This is a genomic window from Pseudokineococcus basanitobsidens, assembly GCF_037482545.1.
GTDB lineage: Bacteria > Actinomycetota > Actinomycetes > Actinomycetales > Quadrisphaeraceae > Pseudokineococcus > Pseudokineococcus basanitobsidens.
The window spans coordinates 61957-83880 of record NZ_JBBIAA010000002.1 but is presented as its reverse complement, the minus strand read 5'-3'; the positions used below and the strand labels follow the sequence as shown (position 1 = coordinate 83880).

14 protein-coding genes and 1 pseudogene are annotated in these 21924 nt (G+C 76.2%); 6 read left to right on the top strand and 9 right to left on the bottom strand.

Annotation, left to right across the window (positions count from 1 at the left end; translation table 11 throughout):
• The first annotated feature begins 106 nt into the window (after positions 1 to 106).
• Positions 107 to 1375, top strand: coding sequence for an endonuclease/exonuclease/phosphatase family protein (locus WDZ17_RS02635; RefSeq protein ID WP_422631803.1), 1269 nt, complete (start codon positions 107 to 109; stop codon positions 1373 to 1375).
• Between the two features lie 19 nt (positions 1376 to 1394).
• Here the strand turns inward: WDZ17_RS02635 and WDZ17_RS02630 are convergent, their stop codons facing one another.
• The 3 genes and pseudogenes from WDZ17_RS02630 to WDZ17_RS17430 form a co-directional block, all read right to left on the bottom strand.
• A complete protein-coding gene (locus WDZ17_RS02630) occupies positions 1395 to 1859 on the bottom strand; it encodes a hypothetical protein (protein ID WP_339573579.1) in 465 nt (154 codons plus the stop codon).
• Positions 1860 to 2541: 682 nt separating this feature from the next.
• Positions 2542 to 4455: a glycoside hydrolase family 76 protein gene (locus WDZ17_RS17580; protein WP_494516966.1), complete on the bottom strand. Its 1914-nt coding sequence runs from the start codon at positions 4453 to 4455 to the stop codon at positions 2542 to 2544.
• A gap of 93 nt (positions 4456 to 4548) precedes the next feature.
• A pseudogene (locus tag WDZ17_RS17430) lies at positions 4549 to 6900 on the bottom strand (GH92 family glycosyl hydrolase); the annotation flags it as partial.
• A 206-nt stretch (positions 6901 to 7106) separates the two neighbouring features.
• Here WDZ17_RS17430 and WDZ17_RS02620 point away from each other — a divergent pair.
• Positions 7107 to 8768 carry an HNH endonuclease signature motif containing protein gene (locus WDZ17_RS02620; protein WP_339573577.1) on the top strand — a complete coding sequence of 554 codons (1662 nt, stop codon included), beginning with the start codon at positions 7107 to 7109 and terminating at the stop codon, positions 8766 to 8768.
• Between the two features lie 102 nt (positions 8769 to 8870).
• On the opposite strand, the gene WDZ17_RS02615 is transcribed toward WDZ17_RS02620, so the two are convergent.
• The 4 genes from WDZ17_RS02615 to WDZ17_RS02600 all read right to left on the bottom strand — a co-directional run bounded on the left by WDZ17_RS02615 (position 8871) and on the right by WDZ17_RS02600 (position 13570).
• A complete protein-coding gene (locus WDZ17_RS02615; protein WP_339573576.1) occupies positions 8871 to 9791 on the bottom strand; it encodes an NADP-dependent oxidoreductase in 921 nt (306 codons plus the stop codon).
• A 179-nt stretch (positions 9792 to 9970) separates the two neighbouring features.
• Positions 9971 to 10732: a DsbA family protein gene (locus WDZ17_RS02610; RefSeq protein WP_339573575.1), complete on the bottom strand. Its 762-nt coding sequence runs from the start codon at positions 10730 to 10732 to the stop codon at positions 9971 to 9973.
• A 112-nt stretch (positions 10733 to 10844) separates the two neighbouring features.
• A complete protein-coding gene (locus WDZ17_RS02605) occupies positions 10845 to 11276 on the bottom strand; it encodes a hypothetical protein (protein ID WP_339573574.1) in 432 nt (143 codons plus the stop codon).
• Between the two features lie 113 nt (positions 11277 to 11389).
• Positions 11390 to 13570, bottom strand: a complete 2181-nt coding sequence (locus WDZ17_RS02600; RefSeq protein ID WP_339573573.1) for a serine/threonine-protein kinase — start codon at positions 13568 to 13570, stop codon at positions 11390 to 11392.
• Between the two features lie 402 nt (positions 13571 to 13972).
• On the opposite strand from WDZ17_RS02600, the gene WDZ17_RS02595 reads away from it, so the two are divergent.
• The 4 genes from WDZ17_RS02595 to WDZ17_RS02580 all read left to right on the top strand — a co-directional run bounded on the left by WDZ17_RS02595 (position 13973) and on the right by WDZ17_RS02580 (position 19296).
• Entirely contained in the window at positions 13973 to 15535 is a 1563-nt protein-coding gene (locus tag WDZ17_RS02595) for an alpha,alpha-trehalose-phosphate synthase (UDP-forming) (protein WP_422631801.1), read from the top strand.
• Positions 15532 to 16344, top strand: coding sequence for a trehalose-phosphatase (gene otsB, locus WDZ17_RS02590; RefSeq protein WP_339573571.1), 813 nt, complete (start codon positions 15532 to 15534; stop codon positions 16342 to 16344). Before WDZ17_RS02595 ends, otsB begins: the two co-directional genes overlap by 4 nt.
• A gap of 390 nt (positions 16345 to 16734) precedes the next feature.
• Positions 16735 to 17811, top strand: coding sequence for an ABC transporter ATP-binding protein (locus WDZ17_RS02585; protein ID WP_339573570.1), 1077 nt, complete (start codon positions 16735 to 16737; stop codon positions 17809 to 17811).
• A gap of 237 nt (positions 17812 to 18048) precedes the next feature.
• Positions 18049 to 19296, top strand: a complete 1248-nt coding sequence (locus WDZ17_RS02580) for a DUF4032 domain-containing protein (protein ID WP_339573569.1) — start codon at positions 18049 to 18051, stop codon at positions 19294 to 19296.
• 73 nt (positions 19297 to 19369) lie between these two features.
• Here the strand turns inward: WDZ17_RS02580 and rlmB are convergent, their stop codons facing one another.
• Together rlmB and cysS are read right to left on the bottom strand one after the other, a co-directional pair.
• Entirely contained in the window at positions 19370 to 20329 is a 960-nt protein-coding gene (rlmB, locus tag WDZ17_RS02575; RefSeq protein WP_339573568.1) for a 23S rRNA (guanosine(2251)-2'-O)-methyltransferase RlmB, read from the bottom strand.
• Between the two features lie 96 nt (positions 20330 to 20425).
• Positions 20426 to 21850, bottom strand: coding sequence for a cysteine--tRNA ligase (cysS, locus tag WDZ17_RS02570; RefSeq protein ID WP_339573567.1), 1425 nt, complete (start codon positions 21848 to 21850; stop codon positions 20426 to 20428).
• Between the last annotated feature and the right edge of the window lie 74 nt (positions 21851 to 21924).

The window sequence follows — 21924 nt, the reverse complement described above, 5'->3', positions numbered from 1 at the left end:
CCCTCGCCGGACCTGGACGCGCCGCCCCGGGGGCGGCAGGGTGGGGACCGACCGCGTCGGGGCTCCCGGCGGACGACCACCCCGAGGAGGCCCCGTGCGCCGTCCGCTGCGCGTCGCCGTGACCCTGGCCGCCGCCTCGGCGCTCGCCGTCCCGACGGCCGCGTCCGCCGACGTGCCGCCCCGCAGCGCGACCCCGACGCCGCAGGCGCGCGCCGTCCCCCCGCCGGCGGACGTCCCGGGGCGCACCGTGGTGCGCTTCGCCACCTACAACGTCTCCCTGAACCGCGCGACCGCGGGCGAGCTGCGCGCCGACCTGCTCGCGGGCGACCAGCAGGCGCGCGACGTCGCCGAGGTGGTCCAGCGCACGCGGCCGGACGTGCTGCTGCTCAACGAGGTCGACCACGACCCGGAGGCGCTGCGGATCTTCGTCGAGGACTACCTCGGCGTCTCCCAGGGCGGGGCCGAGCCGATCAGCTACCCGTTCTCCTTCTCGGGCGACGTCAACACGGGGCTCCCCTCGGGCTACGACCTGGACGGTGACGGCACCGTGGGCGGCCCGGGTGACGCCTACGGGTTCGGCGCCTTCCCCGGCCAGTACGGCATGGCGGTCCTCTCCCGGTACCCCGTCGTGCAGGACGAGGTCCGCACCTTCCAGACCTTCCGCTGGGCCGACATGCCCGGCTCGCGGCTGCCCGACGACCCGAGCACGCCTGCGCCGCACGACTTCTACTCCGCCGAGGAGCTCGAGGTGCTGCGCCTGTCGAGCAAGAGCCACTGGGACGTGCCCGTGCGGGTGGGCGCCCGGACCGTGCACGCGCTGGTGAGCCACCCGACGCCGCCGACCTTCGACGGCCCCGAGGACCGCAACGGGCTCCGCAACGCCGACGAGATCCGCTTCTGGGCCGACTACGTCTCCCCCGCGCGCAGCCGCTACGTCTACGACGACGACGGCGTGACAGGCGGTCTCGGCGGGGGCGAGCGCTTCGTCGTCATGGGCGACCAGAACGCCGACCCGCAGGACGGCGACAGCGTGCCCGGCGCGGCCGAGCAGCTCCTGGACGCGCCGCGGGTCCAGGACGTGGCCCCCACGAGCCGGGGGGCGCTCGAGCAGTCGGTCCTCCAGGCCGGCGCCAACCTCGGCCAGACGGGACCCGCCAGCACCGACACCGCCGACTTCTCCGAGCCGCCGGGGAACCTGCGCGTGGACTACGTGCTCCCGCGGATCGGCATGCGCGTCACGGGCTCCGGCGTCTTCTGGCCGCAGGAGGAGGACCCGCTCTTCGACCTCGTGGGCACCTCCCCCTTCCCCACCTCCGACCACCGTCTCGTGTGGGTGGACGCGACGGTCCCCGGGGCGGGGGCCGACGGGTCCTGAGGAGACGCCGAGCGGGTCGTCAGGTGCCGAGCCGGCGCGCGACGCGGGCGGGCAGGTCCTCGGCCAGGTCCGGCCACTGCCCTCGAGGACGCGCCGGTGCGGGCGCGGCCCCCCGCCGAGGCCGCTGCGGCGGGACGTGGGGGTGGTCCGCCCAGCGCGACACGCCGTCGTCGGCGACGACGACGTCGGTGCGGGCCCCCACGTCGTCGACGTCCACGTGCGGCACGAGGACGGACGTCGCCCACACACCGCCGCGCGGCGCCGGCGCCCCGCTGCCCGGACCGACGCAGTAGCGCGCGTCGCCGCGCAGGCGGACCGCGCCGGACTCCTCGTCCACCCAGCCGATCCGGTCGCCGACCTCCCGCAGGGACCCGTCGGACCACAGGACGTAGCGACCCAGGTCCCAGCCCGAGCCGTGCACGGTCAGCACGTCCGTGCCGAGGTGGACCCGGCGGACGGTGGCGTGGGTCGTGTCATGCGGCACCCCCGCCCCCTGCAGCCGGTCCACCGCGGACCGGCACAGCGCCGAGACGCGCACGCCCGACGCCGCCGACCGCGCGGACCTCCCTGCGCCGGCCTGCTCCCCACCGCGACGCATCGTCCGCTCCCTGGCTCGTCCCCGACCTGCCCGACCAGCATGCCCCTGCCGCCCCGGCGCCCGCAGCGCGTCGCAGGACCTGCGCGCCGGACCACGGCGGCGGCCCGGACGGTGGGGCAGCGGGTCGGGTCCGCTCACCGTCAGGTCCGTGCACCCGGCCCCGGGACGCCGGCGCCCCGCCACGCCCCTCCAGGTGGTCGTAGACCGCCTCCAGGCCGAGGGCCATCCGCCGCAGGGAGAGCAGGACGAGGACGGCACCGACGGGGACGGCGACGAGGCCCGCGAGGGCGACCGCCGTGCCGGCGGCGGTGAGGGCGGCCAGCCGCGGGACGGCGACGCCGAGGACGACCAACAAGGTCCCCACGCCGAGGAGCCCCACCGCGGACGGAGGGCGGCGGAAGCCCCCCGGAGCCGAGGGGGTCGGGCCGGACGGGGGCTGGGCGTCGCTCATGCTCCCAGCGTGGGCCCGGACGTCGGACCGGACCAGCGCGGTCCCCGGAGGCGCAGCACGGGACGCCCGGTGCGCCGGCCGTCTGCGGTGCTGCCCGGCGCGGTCCGCGCGGACCGATCAGTACAGGAGGCCGACGCGGTCCTGCGGCCACGCGAGCACGGCGAGCACCTGCGTGACCGCCGCCTGGTCCAGCAGCTCGGTCGTGCCGTCGTCCCCGGCGTACAGGCCGGTCGTCGAGTCGAGGTCCGCCTGCTGCCGCTGCGCCCACGCCGTCACGGCGTCCCGGTAGCGCGTTCCCCCGGTGACGGACTCCAGCAGCAGGAGGTTCTTCGCCCAGATGGCGACGAAGGCCCGCGGCTGGTCGTCGAGCCGCCCCTCCTCCACGTAGAACCGGTACGAGGCCTCGGCGACCTCCTGCGCCCGGTCGAGGTAGCGCTGCTCGCCGGTGGCCTCGTAGAGCAGCGCGTACGTGCCCGCGGGTACCCCCTGGTTGTAGGCCCACTGCGTCGTCTCGACGGTCCCGTCCGTCGAGAGGTGGTCCCAGTACAGCCCGTTCGGGGCCCGCAGGTGCTCGTCGGTCCAGGAGGTCATCCGCAGCGCCCAGTCGAGGTACCGCTGCTTCCCCGTGATCATGTGGAGGCGGACGGCGAGCTGCGCCGCCGGCATCGTCGAGACGGTGTTGCGGTCGTCGTCGCCCGGCTGCTGGGTCCAGAAGACGCCGCCCGGGGCGGCGTGCGACGGGTCGTCGTCCCACCCGGAGACGGCCAGCTCGAAGACCTCCTCGGCCCGGGCGAGCGCCGCCTCGTCGCCGGTCATGAGGTGCTCCTGGACCTTCGCCAGCCCGACCCAGAGGTTGTCGTCGTAGAAGAGGTCGCCCGACCCGCCGTACGGCGGCTGCGGGTAGGAGTCGTAGCCGGGCAGCCCGGTCGCGCTCCCCGAGCGGTCCCAGTAGAGCTCCTGGGCCGCGGCGTGGCGCGCGAGGTCGTCGGCGAAGGCGGCCCCCTGCTCGCCCGGCAGGCCGGTGAGGTCGAGCGCCGCGACGTGCGCCTGCGAGAAGGGCCACTCGAAGGAGTACGGACGGTCCCCCGCGCCCGCCGGCACACGCTCCCGGTAGAGGCCGGAGCCGTCGGCGGCGGCGAGCTGCTCGGCCATCGCCGCGTAGGCGTCCTGCGCCGCGGCGGCCGGGTCGAGCGCCTCGCCGGCGGCCGCCGGCGTCCGGGCGCTGATCGCCATGACCTTCATCCGGCTCTCGTCCGGGAGCGTGACGGACACGGCCCGGCGCGCCGGGTCCACGGCGAGGACGTCGTGCCAGACGTGCACGGTGAGGCCGTCGCCGCCACCGGCCGCCTGGTAGCGACCGTTCGCGCTCAGCGCCGTCTCCTCGCCGAGGCGGGGTCCGCCGGCCGCCCAGTCGGTCGCCGTCAGCGGGCCGGTCGAGGTGGACCCGTCGGCGTAGGTGACGACGGCGTCGCCGCTGACGTCCCCGTTGTGGGCGGACAGCAGCACGTCGAGCGCGCTGTAGGACCCGGGCTCCAGCGCGAGCGTCTGGCCCCGGGCGGCGACGAAGTTGGGTGCCGTGCCGGACGTCTCGGGCAGGACGTACGAGCGGCCCCGCACCAGCTGCTCCCCGGGGGCGGGCAGCTGCTCGGCCGGGAAGCTCCAGCCGCCGCCGTCGAAGTCACCCTCGTCCCGCGCGTCCGACGTCGCGATGCCGTCGACGTCGTAGGCCGGGCCGAGGTCCTGCGGGCAGGAGCCGCCGGGCTCGCCGCACGCCGGGACGACCGTCACGGTCGCGGCGCGCTCGACGACGTCGCCGGCGCGGTCGCGGGCGGACAGGCGCACCTCGTAGGTCCCCGGCGCGGTGCCCCCGGGGACGACGACGTGCAGCGGCACCTCCTGGGTCGTCGGCAGGCCGGACGAGCGCACGCGCAGGACGTCGCGGTCCAGACGCACCCGCAGGGGGTCGTCGGCCGACGCGGCCAGCGTGACCGTCGGCCGACCGGGGTCGGTGACGACGAGCGTGGCCCCCATGTCGACGACCTGGTCCTCGTCGCTGCCGAGCAGGTCGGCGGAGGCCGGCTCCAGCCCGGCCGCGAGGTGGCTCGTGCGCACCCGCCCGGAGACGAGCGGCTCGGGCGCGGAGTCGACGTCGGTGCCCCAGTCCGAGGGCTCGGGCCCGACCTCGAAGGCCACGTCGCGCCCGGCGCGGATGTCGTCACCGGTGATCCACGTGCGGTCCGAGAGCCGGCCGCCGACGCGGACCTGCTGCACGTACCTGTCGTCGTCCGACGTCCCCGGCGCGGTGATGGTGAAGGAGCCCTCCGGGTACCAGGCCGGGTCGAGGTCCAGCTCGACGCGGTCGAAGACCGGCGTGGACAGCGACCACACCTCGGTGCCGGGCACCGACGGGTAGATGCCCATGGCCGAGAGCACCTGCCACGACGACATGGTGCCGAGGTCGTCGTTGCCCGTGATGCCCTGCGGGCCGTCGGTGAACAGCGTCAGCGCCGCGTGCACGACGTCGGTCGTCTTCCAGGGTTGGCCCGTCCAGCCGTACACGTACGGCGCGTGCAGGTCGGGCTCGTTCTGCGGGTTGTACGTGCTGAACCCGTAGTAGTCGTAGGCGTTGTTCACCCACACCTCGCGGGCGGTCCGCTCGGGGTCCTCGAGCAGCTGGTCGTAGGCGAAGAAGCCGTCGAGGCGCTCGTTCGCGGCGTCCTCGCCGCCGAGCAGGTCGACGAGCTGCGGGAGGTCCTGCTGGACGAGCCAGGTGTACTGCGAGGACGTCCCCTCGTGGAACCCGACGGCGTCCGCCGGGTCCTCCGGGCCGACGAACAGGCCCCGGGCGTCCCGGGCCCGGAAGGAACCGGTCCGGGGGTCGAAGAGGTTGCGGAAGCTCTGCCCCCGCAGCGCGAGCCGCCGGGCGTCCTCCTCGTGGCCCAGCGCCGCGGCCATCGTCGACAGGGTGGCGTCGGCGAGCGCGTACTCCAGCGTCGCGGAGGCGCCGTGCTGCAGGTCGTAGTCCCCCGGCTTGCCGGAGCGCTCCGGCTCGTGCGGCACGAAGCCGTCGCGCAGGTACTGCTCGTTGCCGGCGCGCCCGTTGTACTGGCTGCCCGCGGGCGGCACGCCGTCGGCGTTCTGCAGCAGTGCCTGGTAGGCCTCCTCCTCGTGCCCGGCGAGCAGCCCCTGCTGCCAGGCGGAGACGAGGAAGGGCGTCACCGGGTCACCGGTCATGATGTTCGTCTCGACGGTGGCGTAGGCCCACCGCGGCAGCCAGCCCCCCTGGTCCTGCACCGCGAGCAGGGACAGCGCCATGTCGCGCGACTCCTGCGGCGCCAGCAGCGAGAGCAGCTGCTCCTGGGTCCGGTAGGTGTCCCACAGCGAGAAGGTCTGGTAGTAGGTGAAACCGTCCGCCTCGTGGACCTGCTGGTCCCAGCCCGTGTAGCGGCCGTCGACGTCGGTGGCGACGCTCGGGGTCAGCAGCGAGCGGTACAGCGAGGAGTAGAAGGTGCGGCGCTGCTCCGGCGTCCCGCCCTCGGTGCGCACCTGCTGCAGGCGCTCCTCCCAGGTGGCGTCCGCGGCCGCGCGGACCTCGTCGAAGGTGCGCCCGCCCTCGGCGGCGAGGTTGGCGCGGGCGCCGTCCGCGCCCACCCACGACAGCGCCGTCGTCTGCTCGACGGTGCGGTCCTCCCGCGCGTCGAAGTGCACGTAGGCGCCCTGGCGCTCGGTGCCGGCGGCCTCGGTGCTGCCCGCGGAGACCTCGTCCCCGGACCAGGTGCCGACCTCGGTGAACGGCCGGTCGAAGGTCGTGACGAAGTGCATCGTGTAGGGCCTCGTGCCCTGGCAGAAGCCGCTGCCGACGACCGTCGTCTCGATCGTCCGGTCGCTCGTGACGCGGACCTCGCTGGACTCCACGCGGTGCAGCGCCTGGCCCGCGTTGACGAGGACGGTCGCCTCGTCGGTCTCGGGGAAGGTGTAGCGCGCGACGCCGGTGCGCGTCGTGGCGGTCAGCTCGGCGGTCACGGTGCCCGCCGGGGCCTCCAGCGGGACGGTGTAGTAGCCGGGAGAGGCGCTCTCGCCGTCGTGGGAGTAGGGCAGCGCGTACTGCGCGTCGTCCGTCGACGTCACGTCGCCGGTGGTCGGCAGCACCGGCAGGTCACCGCCCAGGCCGCAGCCGACACCGGAGATGTGCGTGGCGCTGAAGCCGCGGATGCGGTCCCGCGTGTAGTCGTAGCCGGTCGTGTGCCCGTTGTCCGGCGACAGCTGCACCATCCCGAAGGGCAGCGAGGCGCCGGGGAAGGTGTTGCCCTCGTCCTGCGTCCCGATGAAGGGGTTGACGAGGTCGGTGAGCGGTCCCTCCGCCGGCGGGTCCGCGGAGGCCGCCGACGCGGGCGCGGCCCCGAGCAGCCCGGCGACCAGTGCGGTCGAGGTCAGCGCGGTGGTGGTGAGGGCGGTGAGGTGGCGCGGGTGCGGCACGGCGGGCTCCTGGGCGTCGGCGACCAGCGGGCATGGTCCGAGCAGACCGGACAGACGGAGCGAACCTCGTGGGCGACATCGTTGTCAAGGGTGCACGGCAGGGTGCGCGCGGCGACGTCCTCCGACCTGATGTCGCGGGACGACCCGACGGCAGCGTCGAACGTGTGTTCGGGTGGTTGTCGGTGGTCGGTCCTACGGTTCTGGGTATGGCAGCGGGGGCGGTGGTCGAGGGTCCGGGTGGTGACGTGCCGGGTGGTGACGTGCCGGGTGGTGGCCTGCCGAGCCTGGGCGGCCTGCGCGGTGCGGTGGTGGCGGGGCGTGCCGCGGTCGCGGACCTGCCCCTGTGGTCGGTGCCGACACCCGCGCTGCGGGCGGTGCTGGTCGAGCTCGAGGCCCTGGTCCGGGTGGCGCAGGCCGCGCAGGTCGCGGTGCTGGGGGAGGTCGCCTCCCGCGGTGAGGCGCTGGTGCCGGGGTCGACGGACCCGGCGGCGCGGGCGGTGCTGGCACGCTCGCGGGCAGGGGACGGGCGCACCGACCTCGCGAGCGTGCTGGGGGTGCACCCGGCGACCGCGGCCCGCCGGCAGGCGACCGTGGCGTACGTCACCGGGTCGGGGCTGCCGGCCCAGCGGGTGGGGCGCACCGGCGGCCACGGCGCAGGCCTGGGGGAAGGCACCGCGACGGGGGCGGCGCTGGCCGCCGGGACCATCAGCGCTGAGGCCGCCGACGTCGTCGCCGCCACCGTCCTGGACCTGCCGGAGCACTACGGACCCGCCGGTCGCGCGGCGGTGGAGCGGGTCCTGCTGGAGCACGCCCCGGAGGTGCCCCTGACCACCCTGCGCTTCCACGCCCGCGGGCTCCTGGCCCGCACCGAGCTGACCGGCCCCCGCCTCGGCGACGGTGACGCCCTGGGCGACCCTGTCGTGGAAGGGGAGGACCTGCTGGGTCGGGCCGAGGCCCGCGCCCACCAGCGGAGGGAGCTGTACTGCTCCCCGGACACCCGCGGCGTCTGGCACCTGCGCGGGCGCCTGGCCCCCGAGGCCGGCGCCACCCTCATGACTGCGATCGAGGCGCTCGCCGGGCCGCGGCCCTCCGGGGAGCACGGACCGGACCTGCGCACCGCCCCGCAGCGCCGCGCCGACGCCCTCGTCACGCTGGCCGACAAGGCCCTGAGCGCCCCACCCGCCTCCGCCGCGGGGCTGCCCACCACCGGCGGGGCCCGCACCCGCGTGGTGGTCACCACCGACCTCGCCGCGCTCACCGGCGCCGTGGCCGGTGCGGGACTGCTGCCGTCCGACGCGCCCCTGTCCCCCGGAGCGGTGCGCCGCCTCGCCTGCGACGCCGAGATCGTGCCCGCGGTCCTCGGCACCCGCTCCGAGCCGCTCGACCTGGGCCGGACCGCCTACACCGTGACCGCCGCGCAACGCCGCGCCCTCGCGCTGCGCGACCGCGGCTGCGCCGCCCCGGGCTGCCGAGCACCCGTCGAACGCTGCGACGCCCACCACGCCCACCATTGGGCCGACGGCGGCCCCACCGACCTGACCAACCTCGTCCTCCTGTGCGGCCACCACCACCGCCGCACCCACACCGGCCACCTCGACGTCCACACCGTCGGCACCAGACCCGTCGTCGTCCGCACCGGCGACCCACCACCCGAGCACGCCCCACCACCCTGGCGCGCACGACTCGAAGGGCTCGTCACCGAGCTCCACGACCCACCCGGATCGGAGGCCCCGCACGACTCGAAGGCCCCGCACGACTCGAAGGTCCCGCACGACTCGGCGAGGGGTACTGGCAGTTCCCCGCCGGGGACGGTCGCGTCGGCGGGACCTGACCATGGGCAGGACGAGGACAGCACGGGCACGGGCTGACCTCACCGGGGACGTCGACGGGTGAGGTGACCCGTCACGGCACGCCTCGCGGCGACCGGGGGCGACGGCCACGAGAGCCGTCGCCCCCGGCGGCTGCTCGGGTCAGCGCGGCACGACGAGGAGCTTGCCGCGGACGTGCCCGCTCCGGCTCTCCTCGTAGGCGGCGACGGCGTCCTCGAGCGCGTAGGTCCGCGCCACGGGGACCAGCACGACGCCCTGACCGGCGAGCTGCACCGCCTCGCGCACGCGGCGTTCGCGCTCGTCGTCCCCGCTGGAGACGTGGACGCCGAGCTCGCCGGCACCGAAGTCCGCGATGGTGACGACCTTGGACGGTTCCCCCGTCAGCTCGACGAGGTCGGGCACCGACCCCTTGCCCGCCGCGTCCAGGGCGCCGTGCACCCCGTCGGGCGCGACCGCCCGGACGCGGCCGACGAGCCCGTCGCCGTAGGTCGTGGGCGTCGCGCCGAGCTGGACCAGGAAGTCGTGGTTGGCCTCGCTGGCGGTCGACACGACGCGGAGGCCCCGGGCGAGGCCGATCTGCGTGATGGCGATGCCGACGGCCCCCGCGCCGCCGTCGACCAGGAGCGTCTGCCCGTCCTGGAGGTCGAGCAGCTCCAGGACCCGCAGGGCCGTCTCGGCGGGGACCGGCAGCGTCGCCGCCTGCTCGGCCGTCACGGTCTCCGGCAGGCGCGCCCACAGGTCGAGGACGGCGTGCTCCGCGAGCGCGCCCGAGGCTGCGGACCCGACCAGGCGGTCCCCCACGGCGACGTCACCGACGCCGTCGCCGACCTCGTCGACGACCCCCGCCACGTCCTTGCCGGCGGTCACCGCGCCGCCGGGGACGGGGTCACCGGCGGAGGCGCCGACCATGGCGCCCGCGACGACCTTCCAGTCGACCGGGTTGACGCCGGCCGCCTCGACCCGGACGCGGACCGCACCGGGTCCGGCGTGGGGCTCGTCGACGTCGACGACCGACAGGGCGTCGGCGGGGCTGCCGTAGGTGGAGTACTGGACTGCGCGCATGAGGTGCTCCTCGTCCGGTGCAGGGGCTCAGGTCCTTGTCGCCTGCGGTCAACACCGGGACCGCCGCGCGTGTGCCCCGCGGACCGCCGCGGTCGACCTCCACCGGATCCGGCGTCACCCCCCGGCCGGGGTCCGGGACGTCGAGGACGGCGGCGGAGCAGCAGGCGCCGGCGCCGGGCTCAGGAGGAGGCGGGCGCCGTCCCGGCCACGGCGTCGGTGACGACCGCCTGGAACTGGGCGACGTCCTCGACCTGCTGGTCGTCCACGAGCACGGTCGGCGTGCCCTGCACCCGCTCGTCGCGGTCCTCGGTGACCTGGTCGACCCAGTCGGTGTACCGGCCGCTCGTGATGCAGCTGTCGACGTCGCCCGGGACGCCCGCCTCGTCGGCGACGGACGTGATCTGGGCGTCGCTAAGGCCGTCGCCGCCCTCGGGCGGCTGGTTGTCGTAGAGGGCGTCGTTGAACGCGAGGAACTGCTCGGGCGCCTCCTCCGCCACGCACACGGCGGCGCTCGCCGAGCGGACGGAGTAGTCGCCGAAGCGGCTCAGCAGGTTCAGCGGGTGGTAGGTGACCGAGATGTCGCCGGAGTCCCGCAGGCCGGAGATGAACTCTCCGTTCGTCTGCTCGAACTGCGCGCAGAACGGGCACTGGTAGTCCTGGTAGATCGTCACCGAGACCGGCGCGTCCGCCTCACCCGTCACGTAGCCGCCGTCCTCGGTGAAGGAGGTCGGCGTGGCCTGCGGCACGTCGTCCTCCTGCCCCGAGACGACGGCGACCACCACCACGGCCACGACGGCCGCCGCGACCAGGGCCGCGGCCGTCACGAGACCGAGCCTCTTGCGGCGCGCGGCGCGCTCGCGCTGCTCGCGCATGGCGCGGGCCTTGGCGCGGGCGTCGGCCTGTCGCTCCGCCTTGGAGGGCTTGCGCGGGTCCGGGCTCATCGGTGCTCGCCTCCGGGGCGGGGTCGGGGTGCTCGGCAGGGGTGCTGGGGCCTGTCGGTCGGACGGCGGGCCCGCGGCGACGCGCGGTACCACCTCCCGGACGACGAACGGGCTACAGGCGGCGTTCCTCGCGCTGGCGCCGGGTCACGGCGGAGGCGAAGAGCAGCCCGAGGGCCACGAGGCCGACCACGGTCGCCGCGAGCAGCGGGAGCACGATGCCCGTCCCCGTCTCGTCCCTCGGCCCCACCGGCGACGCCGTCGCCGAGCCCACGCCCGAGGGGCGCTGCCCCGGGCTCGGGGACGGGCTCGCGGCAGCACCGGCCGACGCGCTCGGGTCCGCAGGCGTCGACGACGCGGAGAGGGCCGCGGGCTGCGCGGTGACGACCACGGGGGGCGCGACGGCCGCGTGCGCGGGGCCGGCCGCGAGAACGAGCCCCAGGACCGGCACGAGGACCGACCCGAGGACCGTGAGCGCCCCGGCGCGGCGCGGCCGCCCTCCGGGTCGACGGGTCCCCCTCGACGCGGAGAGGCGGCTCTTGGTCACGACCGAAGGCTACGTCGAGCGCCCGGGCTACCCCTCGGCCCCTCCGCGCCCGGCCGGGCCTCGAGCACCGGACCGGGACGAGGGCCCGACGAGGCTCCGGGTCCCCTGGCAGGTCACAGGCCGGGGGGTGCCTGCGGCAGTGGTCTCCAGTCGGGCGCGGTGCCGGTGACCGCCAGCCAGACCCCCGCGGCGACCACGAGCAGGGCGACGACGACGAGCACCCGCCCCGCCGGTCCCGTCGGCAGGGTCCGCGTGACGAGCACGGCGCCGCGCCGGAGCCGACGACCTCCCGGGCCGTACCAGGCGACCAGGACGCCGGCAGCCGCGCCCGCGGCCAGGGAGACGGGGTCGCCGGGCACCACGCCGGCGTCGCCGAGGACCACGCCGACGAGGAAGACGACCGCGGCGGCCACGGCCACGGGCAGCAGCAGGGAGAAGGCGCCGGTCACCAGCGCCGCGAGCAGGGGCAGCGGCGAGCGCAGCACCGCGAGGGGGACGTCGCCGCGGCGGGGCCCGACGAGCTCGCGGCGTCGCTCGACCCAGCCGTGGCTGCGGTCGACGGTGCGGGCCAGGACCACGACGAGCGCGCCGACGAGGACGCCGACCACCGGGACGAGGGAGGAGGCGGCCACCAGCGCCGCCGCCCACGCCGCCCGCAGGCCCGGCCGGTCGGGGCGGCGCCGGGGTGCGGCCGGCGTGCCCGGGCCGATCACGGGCAGGGGCCCGGCGGGGCCGGCGTCGTCCTGCGGTCTCGCCCACGGGTCTGCCGCACGCCCGTCGTGGCCCCGGCCGTCGTGGCCCCGGCCGTCGTAGCCCCGGTCGTCGTGGCCCCGGTCGTCGTGGCCCCGGTCGTCGTAGCCCCGGTCGTCGTAGCCCCGGCCGTCGTAGCCCCGGCCGTCGTAGCCCCGGTCGTCGTGCTGCGACGCGGCGCGGCCTTGCACCCAGGGGTCGTCGTGGACGTCCGGAGCCGGTGGGGCGTCCCGCGGGGAGGCCGTCGTCGTCGACTCCTCCCACCGTCCGGCCACCTGCGGCACCGCCCGGGTGGGGGCGACGTCGTGGACGGTGGTCGGCGCGTCGTCCTCCTCCTCCTCGTCCCCGGCGAACTCCTCGTCCCCGGCGGACCGGGACCCGTCGTCCCACAGGGCGTCCACGGCGGCGACCTCGTCCCACGAGGTCGTGCCGTCCGCCCGCACGGCGGGGACGCCGCCCGCTCCCGGGGCCGGGACGGCCGTCGTGGCCGCCGCGCCGTCCCGGTCGTGCGGGCGGGTCGTCGCGTCGTCGCCGCCGTCGAGGACGTCGAGGACGTCGTCCTCGACGGGCGTCCCGCCCCCCGTGTCGTGCGGGGTCGCCCCACCCAGCACGGACGTCATCTCGTCGTCGACGCGGCCGCCGGCGAGCGAGGCGAGCGCCGTCGTCGCCGCGGCGTCCCCCGCGGACGGCGCCATCCGGGGCTCGCGCGCCGCCGCGGCCGCGAGGTCCTCGACGGCCCGCCGCAGCCAGCCCTCGCCGGGGCGCTCGTCGACGTCGGGGGACAGCGCCGCGCGCAGCACGGGCAGCAGCTCCGCGGGGACGCCGTCGAGGTCGGCCCGGCCGCGACGGACGCGGTCCAGGACGGCGGCCACGGGCCCCCGGCCGAAGGGCGGCCGTCCCGTCGCGGCGAAGGCGGTCGTCGCCGCCCACCCCCACCAGTCCGCCGCGGGGCCGACGTCGGCGCCCTCGAGCAGCTCCGGCGCCAGGTACCCGGCCGTCCCCATCACGAGCCCGGGGCTGGTGAGCGCGGCCTCGTCGGCGACGCGGGCGATGCCGAAGTCGATGACGACGGGGTCGCCGTCGAGCATGAGCACGTTGGAGGGCTTGAGGTCCCGGTGCACCACGCCCGCGTCGTGGACCGCGGCGAGCGCGCGCCCGAGCCCGTCGGCGAGGCGCGCCAGGGCGGCGGGCCCGAGCGGGCCCTCCTCGGCGACGTGCTGCTCGAGGCTGCGCGCCGGCACGAACTGGGTGACGACGTACGGCTGGGGGCCGTCCGGGTCGGCGTCGAGGACCTCGGCGACCCGGCGGTGCCGGACCCTCCGCAGCACCTCGACCTCCCGGCGCAACCGCTCCCGGGCCGCCGGGTCGTCGGCGATGTGCGGGCGCAGGACCTTGACGGCGACGGCCCGGTCCCCCGGGCCGAGGGCGAGGTGGACGACGCCCATGCCGCCCTCGCCGACCCGCTGCAGCAGGCGGTACGGCCCGAGGACCTCCCCCACACCCGGCGACGGGGCGGCGGACGGACGGCGGGTCGTGTCGTCCACGCGCCCTCCTCAGCCGCCGCGGGCGTCTCGCCCGCCTCTCGCCGTCCCGTCGACGGGTCCGGCCCCGCCGGCGGTCCACGCTACGGCAGCCCGGCCGGGCCGCAGCGACCCGCGAGCGTGCCCGCGGCTCGCGGGCACGGCGGGTCCGCCACTACGTTCGAAGTGGGGAGACGGCCGCGCACCGCGCGGACCGCCGCCCGGGGGCCCCGCCCCGGCGGGGACCGACGAGGTCAGACGACGAGGGCCGCGCGCGGCCGACGAGGAGACCCTGTGCCAGCTGCTCCCGGCCCGACCAGCCCGAACGGTCCGCCGCCGCAGGCCCCGACCGGGACGGCAGCGGCTCCCGAGGACGGCACGGCCGTCACGGACGCCGGGCAGGCGCCGTCGCCCGCGGGGGCCGACCTGCCGACGCCGCAGGAGCACGCCCCCGTCCCCGCCGACGGCGAGGGGTACGACGTCGTCGTCGTCGCCAACCGCCTGCCGGTCGACCGGGACGGCACCGGCGCCGACGGCTCGCCCCGGTGGAAGCGCTCGCCCGGAGGCCTGGTGACGGCGCTCGAGCCGGTCATGCAGTCCCAGGAGGGTGCCTGGGTCGGCTGGTCCGGCGCCCCGAGCAGCGCCGAGGACGACGTCACCGACGCGTTCGACTGGGGCGGCATGCACCTCGTCCCCGTCGGGCTGTCCGCCGACGAGGTCGCGGGGTTCTACGAGGGCTTCTCCAACGGCACGCTGTGGCCGCTCTACCACGACGTCATCGTCGCGCCGGAGTACCACCGGACGTGGTGGGAGCACTACGTCGCGGTCAACGAGCGCTTCGCGGCGGCCGCGGCCGCCGTCGCCTCCGACGGGGCCGTCGTGTGGGTGCAGGACTACCAGCTCCAGCTGGTGCCGGCGATGCTGCGCGCCGCGCGCCCGGACCTGAGGATCGGCTTCTTCAACCACATCCCCTTCCCGCCCTACGAGATCTTCGCCCAGATGCCGTGGCGCCGGCAGGTGCTCGAGGGCCTGCTCGGGGCCGACCTGCTCGGCTTCCAGCGGCCCTCCGACGCGCAGAACTTCCTGCGCGCCTGCCGCCGGTCGCTGGGGCTCGTGCCGCGCCAGCAGGCCGTCGAGGTGGGCGGCGCCGACGGGACCCGGCGCCGCGTCCGCGCCGCCGCCTTCCCCATCTCCATCGACACCGCCGCGATGGACGCCCTCGCCCGCACCGAGGCCGTGCGTCAGCGCGCCCGTGAGATCCGGACGGACCTCGGCGACCCGGACACGGTGATCCTCGGCGTCGACCGCCTCGACTACACCAAGGGCATCGGCCACCGCCTCAAGGCTTTCGCCGAGCTCCTCGACGACGGGCTGCTGGCCGCCGACGACACCGTCCTGGTGCAGGTGGCGACCCCGAGCCGCGAGCGCGTCGAGCAGTACCGGCTCCTGCGCGAGGACATCGAGCTGCAGGTGGGGCGGGTCAACGGGGCCCACGGCCGCCTCGGGCACTCGGTCGTGCAGTACCTCCACCACAGCTACGGGCGCGAGGAGATGGCGGCGATGTTCCAGGCCGCCGACGTCATGCTCGTGACGAGCCTGCGGGACGGCATGAACCTCGTCGCCAAGGAGTACGTCGCCAGTCGCCACGACGAGCAGGGCGCGCTGGTCCTGTCGGAGTTCACCGGCGCCGCGGACGAGCTGGGCCAGGCCGTCCACGTCAACCCGCACGACATCGACGGGCTCAAGGCGGCCGTCGTGCAGGCCGTCGTGATGTCGCCGCGCGAGCAGCGCCGGCGCATGCGCTCGATGCGCCGGCGCGTCGGCGAGCACGACGTCCAGCGCTGGGCGCACGACTTCCTCGCGGCGCTGCGCCCCGACCTCGCCGACGAGGTGCCCGCAGGGGGCGACGACGGGGCCGTCGCGGGCGGGCCCGCGGCGACGGGCGGGGACCCTCAGGACGCCCCCGTGCCGACGCGGGAGCCGGTGTGACCCCGGGGGCGGGCACCGGGAGCGGCTCGCTCCCTCCGGCCCTGCGCGAGGCGCTCGAGCGCCTCGCGGCGCTGCCCCGGCCGCTCGTGGTCCTGGACTTCGACGGCGTGCTCGCACCGCTCGTCGACGACCGCGACGCCGCGAGGCCCCTCGAGCGGTCGTCCGCGGCGCTCGCCGCCCTGGCCGCGCTCGACGGCGACCGGGCGGTCGACCTCGCCCTCGTCTCCGGCCGCCCGCTCGAGCCCCTGGTCCGGCTGGCCTCGCCGCCGGAGGGCACCTCGCTCGTCGGCAGCCACGGCGCCGAGGTGCGGCTCGCCGGGGCGCAGGAGTCGTCCGCGCCGCTCGACGAGGCCGAGACGGCGCTCCTCGCGGACGTCGTCGACCGCGTGCGGGCGGTCGCGGGCACCCACGCCGGGACCGACGTCGAGACGAAGCCGGCGGGCGTCGTCCTGCACACCCGCCGCGCGGCGCTCGACGTCGCCTCGTCCGCGCAGCGAGCCGTCACGGACGGCCCCGGCCGCCTCCCGGGCGTGCGCGCGATGCGCGGCAAGGACGTCGTCGAGCTCGCCGTCCTGGACGTCGACAAGGGCCGGTCGGTGCAGGCGCTGCGCGCGTCGACGGGCGCCGACGCCGTCCTCTACGCCGGCGACGACGTCACCGACGAGCACGCCTTCGCCGTGCTGGACCCCGCCGCCGGCGACGTCGGGGTGCACGTCGGGGACGGGAGCACGGCCGCCGCGCACCGGGTCGCCGACCCCGAGGCGGTGGCCGACCTGCTCGAGCACCTGCTGGCGCTGCGCTCGCGCTGAGCCGAGGACGTGCTCGGGCTCGCGGGGCGTCGGCGCACCGCCGCGCCCGGCGGGAGCGGGAGGTCGCCCCGCCCTCCCGGCGACGAGGCCGTCCCCCGTCCCGGCGACCTCTCGGGCGGCGATCTCGCGCAGGAGCCCCCGCCGGGGGCGCGGTGGTGCATGATGAGCCCGCACGGCGACGCCGCCGTCCGCCCGTCGGGCGGCCCAGGCGCCGTGCCGGCGGACTCCCCTCGCAGTCGAGAGGGCGTCCGCCGCGCAGGAGAGCACGGGCTCGCAGCCGAGTCCCGCTCGCCCCGCACCACGGCACCGAGGTGCACCCCGCACCTCGGGTCGTCGCCACCCCTACGACGGATCGTCCGGCACGTACCTGCCGGTGGGAGGACACACACCATGGCAACCGTCACCTACGACAAGGCCTCGCGCATCTACCCGGGCGGCGACAAGCCCGCCGTCGACGCCCTGGACCTGCACATCGAGGACGGCGAGTTCCTCGTCCTCGTCGGCCCCTCGGGCTGCGGCAAGTCCACGTCGCTGCGCATGCTCGCCGGGCTCGAGGACATCAACGCCGGCCGGATCATGATCGGCGACCGCGACGTCACCGACGTGCAGCCGAAGGACCGGGACATCGCGATGGTGTTCCAGAACTACGCGCTGTACCCCCACATGACCGTGGCGGACAACATGGGCTTCGCCCTGAAGATCGCGGGCGTGGACAAGGGGCAGATCCGCTCGCGGGTCGAGGAGGCCGCCAAGATCCTCGACCTCACGCAGTACCTGGACCGCAAGCCCAAGGCGCTCTCCGGCGGCCAGCGCCAGCGCGTCGCCATGGGCCGCGCGATCGTCCGCCAGCCCCAGGTCTTCCTCATGGACGAGCCGCTGTCGAACCTCGACGCCAAGCTCCGCGTCCAGACCCGGACGCAGATCGCCCAGCTGCAGCGGCGCCTCGGCGTCACGACGGTGTACGTGACGCACGACCAGGTCGAGGCCATGACCATGGGCGACCGCGTCGCCGTCCTCAAGGACGGCCTCCTGCAGCAGGTCGCGACCCCGCGCGAGATGTACGACCGGCCGAAGAACGTGTTCGTCGCGGGCTTCATCGGCTCGCCGGCCATGAACCTCATCGAGGTGCCGGTGGTCGACGGCGGCATCAAGTTCGGCGACTACGTCCACCCGGTCCCCCGCGACGTGCTCTCCGGCGCCGGCCAGCGCGTGGTCGTCGGCGTCCGTCCCGAGGACCTCGACATCGCCGACAACGGCCTCAAGGTCGACGTGGACGTCGTCGAGGAGCTCGGCGCCGACGCCTACATCTACGGCACCGCGAAGATGGACGGCACCGAGGGCGAGGTCATCGCCCGCGTCGACGGCCGCCGTCCCCCGGAGAAGGGCTCGGTCATCGCCCTCGCGCCCAAGCCCGACCACGTCCACCTGTTCTCGGCGGAGGACGGCCGGCGCCTCGGCCAGGGCTGACCGCAGCCGCCCTGCGGCAGCCCAGCACCACAGCACCACCCGGAGGGGCCGGTCCGTTCGTCGGACCGGCCCCTCCGGCACGTCCACGCCGTCCACACCCCTGCCCAGTGGGAGGATCCCGCCATGGCCGGTCTCCAGATCACCGCGGCGGCGCCCGNGGGGCCGGTCCGTTCGTCGGACCGCCCCCTCCGGCACGTCCACGCCGTCCACACCCCTGCCCAGTGGGAGGATCCCGCCATGGCCGGTCTCCAGATCACCGCGGCGGCGCCCGACCCGGCGCTGCTCGACCTCCCGTGGGAGGTCCCGCTGGAGGACTGGCCGGCCAGCCGCATCGCCGCGCTCCCCCGCGGCATCTCGCGGCACACCGTCCGCTTCGTGCGCCTGTCCGACCAGGTCATCGCGATCAAGGAGATCGCCGAGCCGATCGCCCGGCGCGAGTACCAGATGCTCCGGAACCTCGGCCGCCTCGACGTCCCGTCGGTGCACCCCGTGGCCGTGATCTCCGGTCGGGAGGGCCGCGACGGCGAGCACCTCGAGGCCGCCCTCGTCACCAGCCACCTGCAGTTCTCGCTGCCCTACCGAGCGCTCTTCAGCCAGGTGCTGCGCCCCGACACCGCGACCCGCGCGATCGACGCCCTCGCCGTGCTCCTCGTCCGGCTCCACCTCACGGGCTTCTACTGGGGCGACGTCTCGCTGTCCAACACCCTGTTCCGTCGCGACGCCGGGGCCTTCGCCGCCTACCTCGTCGACGCCGAGACCGGGGAGCTGCACCAGGAGCTGTCGACCGGCCAGCGCGAGTACGACCTCGAGGTCGCCCGCGTCAACATCGCCGGCGAGCTCATGGACCTGCAGGCCGGCGACCTGCTGGAGATCGACGTCGACCCCCTGTCGATCAGCGAGCACATCATGAGCCGCTACCGCTCGCTGTGGGCCGAGCTCACCGACACGGAGTCCTTCGAGGCGGGGGACCGCTGGCGCGTCGCCGCGCGGATCGAGCGCCTCAACGACCTCGGCTTCGACGTCGACGAGCTGTCCATCTCGACCGACCTCGACGGCACCTACGTGAGCATCCAGCCGAAGGTCGTGGACGCCGGCCACCACAGCCGGCGCCTGCTGCGCCTCACCGGGATCGACGCGCAGGAGAACCAGGCGCGCCGCCTCCTCAACGACCTCGACGGGTACGGCGCCGCGACCGACCAGCAGAACGAGGACGAGGAGATCGTCGCCCACGAGTGGGTGAGCCGGAGCTTCGAGCCCGTCGTGCGCGCCGTCCCCCGCGACCTGCGCCGCAAGCTCGAGCCGGCCGAGGTCTACCACGAGGTCCTCGAGCACCGCTGGTTCATGAGCGAGCAGCAGCGGCGCGACGTGCCGCTCCGCGAGGCCGTCGACGCCTACGTGGCGGGCGTCCTCGTCCACCGCCGGGACGAGGCCGCCTTCATCGGCCAGACCGACACGGCGCCCGTGGACGTCGTCGAGACCGGCTGACGCCCGCCGGCACGGGCCTCGACGTCCACGGCGACGTCCACGGTCAGGTCCGCGGCGACGTCCGGCCCGGGGGTCAGCCGCGGCGGCGCGCCACCTCGTAGAGCGCGACACCGGCGGCGATGCCGGCGTTGAGGGACTCGGTGGCGGAGTCCATGGGGATCGAGACGACCTGGTCGCACGCGGCGCGCACGAGCCGTCCGAGGCCCTTGCCCTCGGAGCCGACGACGAGGACGACGGGCCCGGTGGCCAGCTCGAGGTCGGGCAGGGCGACGTCGCCGCCGGCGTCGAGGCCGACGACGAAGAGGCCCGCGGCCTTCAGCTGCTCCAGCGCGCGGACGAGGTTCGTGGCCCGGGCCACGGGGACGCGGGCAGCGGCGCCGGCCGACGTCTTCCACGCCGAGGCCGTCACGCCCGCCGACCGGCGCTCGGGGACGAGGACGCCCTGGCCCCCGAAGGCGGCGGTCGAGCGCAGCACGGCACCGAGGTTGCGCGGGTCCGTGACGCCGTCGAGCGCGACGAGCAGCGGCGCTCGGTCGGACGCCCGGGCCGCGGCGAGCAGGTCGTCGACGCCGGCGTAGTCGTACGCCGGCACCTGCAGGGCGAGCCCCTGGTGCACGGCGCCGTCGGTGAGGCGGTCGAGGTCGGTGCGGGACGCCTCCAGCAGCGGGATGCCCCGGTCCGCCGCCGTCTTGATGGCCTCGCGGGTGCGGTCGTCGGACTCGACGCGGGCGGCGACGTAGAGCGCGGTGGCGGGGATGTCGGCGCGCAGGGCCTCGACGACGGAGTTGCGGCCGGCGACCACCTCGCTGCTGCCCCCGCCGCTGCGACGGCGCTGGCCCGCGGCACGACCCCCTGCCCCCTGCGGCTTGCCCTGGGAGCGCTTGTGCGCCACGTGGTAGACGCGGTCCTCCGCCTTCGGCGTCGGGCCGCGCCCCTCGAGGGCCCGTCGGCCGCGGCCGCCGCTGCCGACGGTGGCGCCCTTCTTCGACCCGGCGCGGCGGACTGCGCCGCGCCGCTGGCTGTTGCCGGCCACTTGGTGCTCCTTGCTGCTGGTGCGGGATGGGAGGTGCGCGACGGGAGGTGCCGGCGGGGGGCGGGCGGGCGCGGCGGGCGTTGCGTCGCTGCCGGGTCAGGCCCAGGACCAGCGGGCGCCGTCGGGGGTGTCCTCGACGGCGACGCCGAGGTCGGCCAGACGGTCGCGGACGCCGTCGGCGGTGGCGAAGTCGCGCGCGGCGCGCGCCTCCTGGCGCCGCAGGAGCTCGGCCTGCACGAGCGCGTCCACGGCGAGCTCGGCGCGGGTCGCGGAGCTGGACGCCGACGCCCCCGGGCCCCAGTGCGGGTCCAGGGGGTTGAGCCCGAGCACGTCGAGCATGGCCACGACCCCCTGCGCCGCGGCCTGCGCCGCCGGGCCGTCCCCCGCGTCGAGCGCGGTGTTGCCCGCGCGCACGACCCGGTGGACGACGGCGAGGCCCCGGGGGACGTCGAGGTCGTCGTCGAGGGCGTGGCGGAAGTCCTCCGGGAAGGACTCGACGAACGGGACCTCCGCCGCCCCGGGAGCCTGCATCGCGCGCCGCAGGAAACCCTCGATGCGGTCGACCGCGCGTCCGGCGTCGTCGAGCTGCTCGGGCGAGTACTCGAGCATGGAGCGGTAGTGCGCCGTCCCCAGCGCGTACCGCAGGGCGAGCGGCCGGGCGCCGGAGGCGAGCACGGTGTCGACGACGAGGGAGTTGCCGAGCGACTTGCTCATCTTCTCGCCCGCGACGGTGACCCAGCCGTTGTGCAGCCACGTGCGGGCGAAGGGGTCGCCCGCGGCGCGCGACTGCGCCTGCTCGTTCTCGTGGTGCGGGAAGCGCAGGTCCAGGCCCCCGGCGTGGACGTCGAACTCGCGCCCGAGGTAGCGGCGCGCCATCGCCGAGCACTCCAGGTGCCACCCCGGCCGGCCGCGGCCCCAGCGCGACGGCCAGCTCGCCGCCTCGCCCTCCTTGGCGCCCTTCCAGAGCGCGAAGTCGCGCGGGTCGCGCTTGCCCCGGGGGTCGGCATCGGCGGCAGGCTCCATGTCCACGAGCGACTGGTGCGTCAGCGACCCGTAGTCCGGCCACGACCGGACGTCGAAGTACACGTCGCCGCTGCCGTCCGGCGCCGCGTAGGCGTGCCCGGCGCCGACGAGCTCGTCGACCAGCTCGAGCATCTCGGTGACGTGACCGGTGGCGCGCGGCTCGTACGTCGGGCGGCGGACGCCGAGGGCGTCGTAGGCGCGGGTGAAGGCCTGCTCGTTGCGGGCGGCCAGCGCCCACCAGGGGACCCCCGCCTCCGACGACCTCGCGAGGATCTTGTCGTCGACGTCGGTGACGTTGCGGATGAACGTCACCCGCAGGCCGTGGCCCGCCTCCAGCCAGCGCGCGAGGACGTCGAAGGCGATGCCCGAGCGGACGTGGCCGATGTGCGGCGGCGCCTGCACCGTGGCGCCGCACAGGTAGATGGAGGCCTCGCCCGGCACCAGGGGCTCGAGGTCGCGCAGCTGCCCCGTGGCGGTGTCGTGCAGGCGCAGGCTCACCCGCTCGAGGGTACCGGCGCGGCGGTGCCCTCCCCGCGCCCCGGCGGGCACCGGCACCGCTGGCTAGGGTCGGG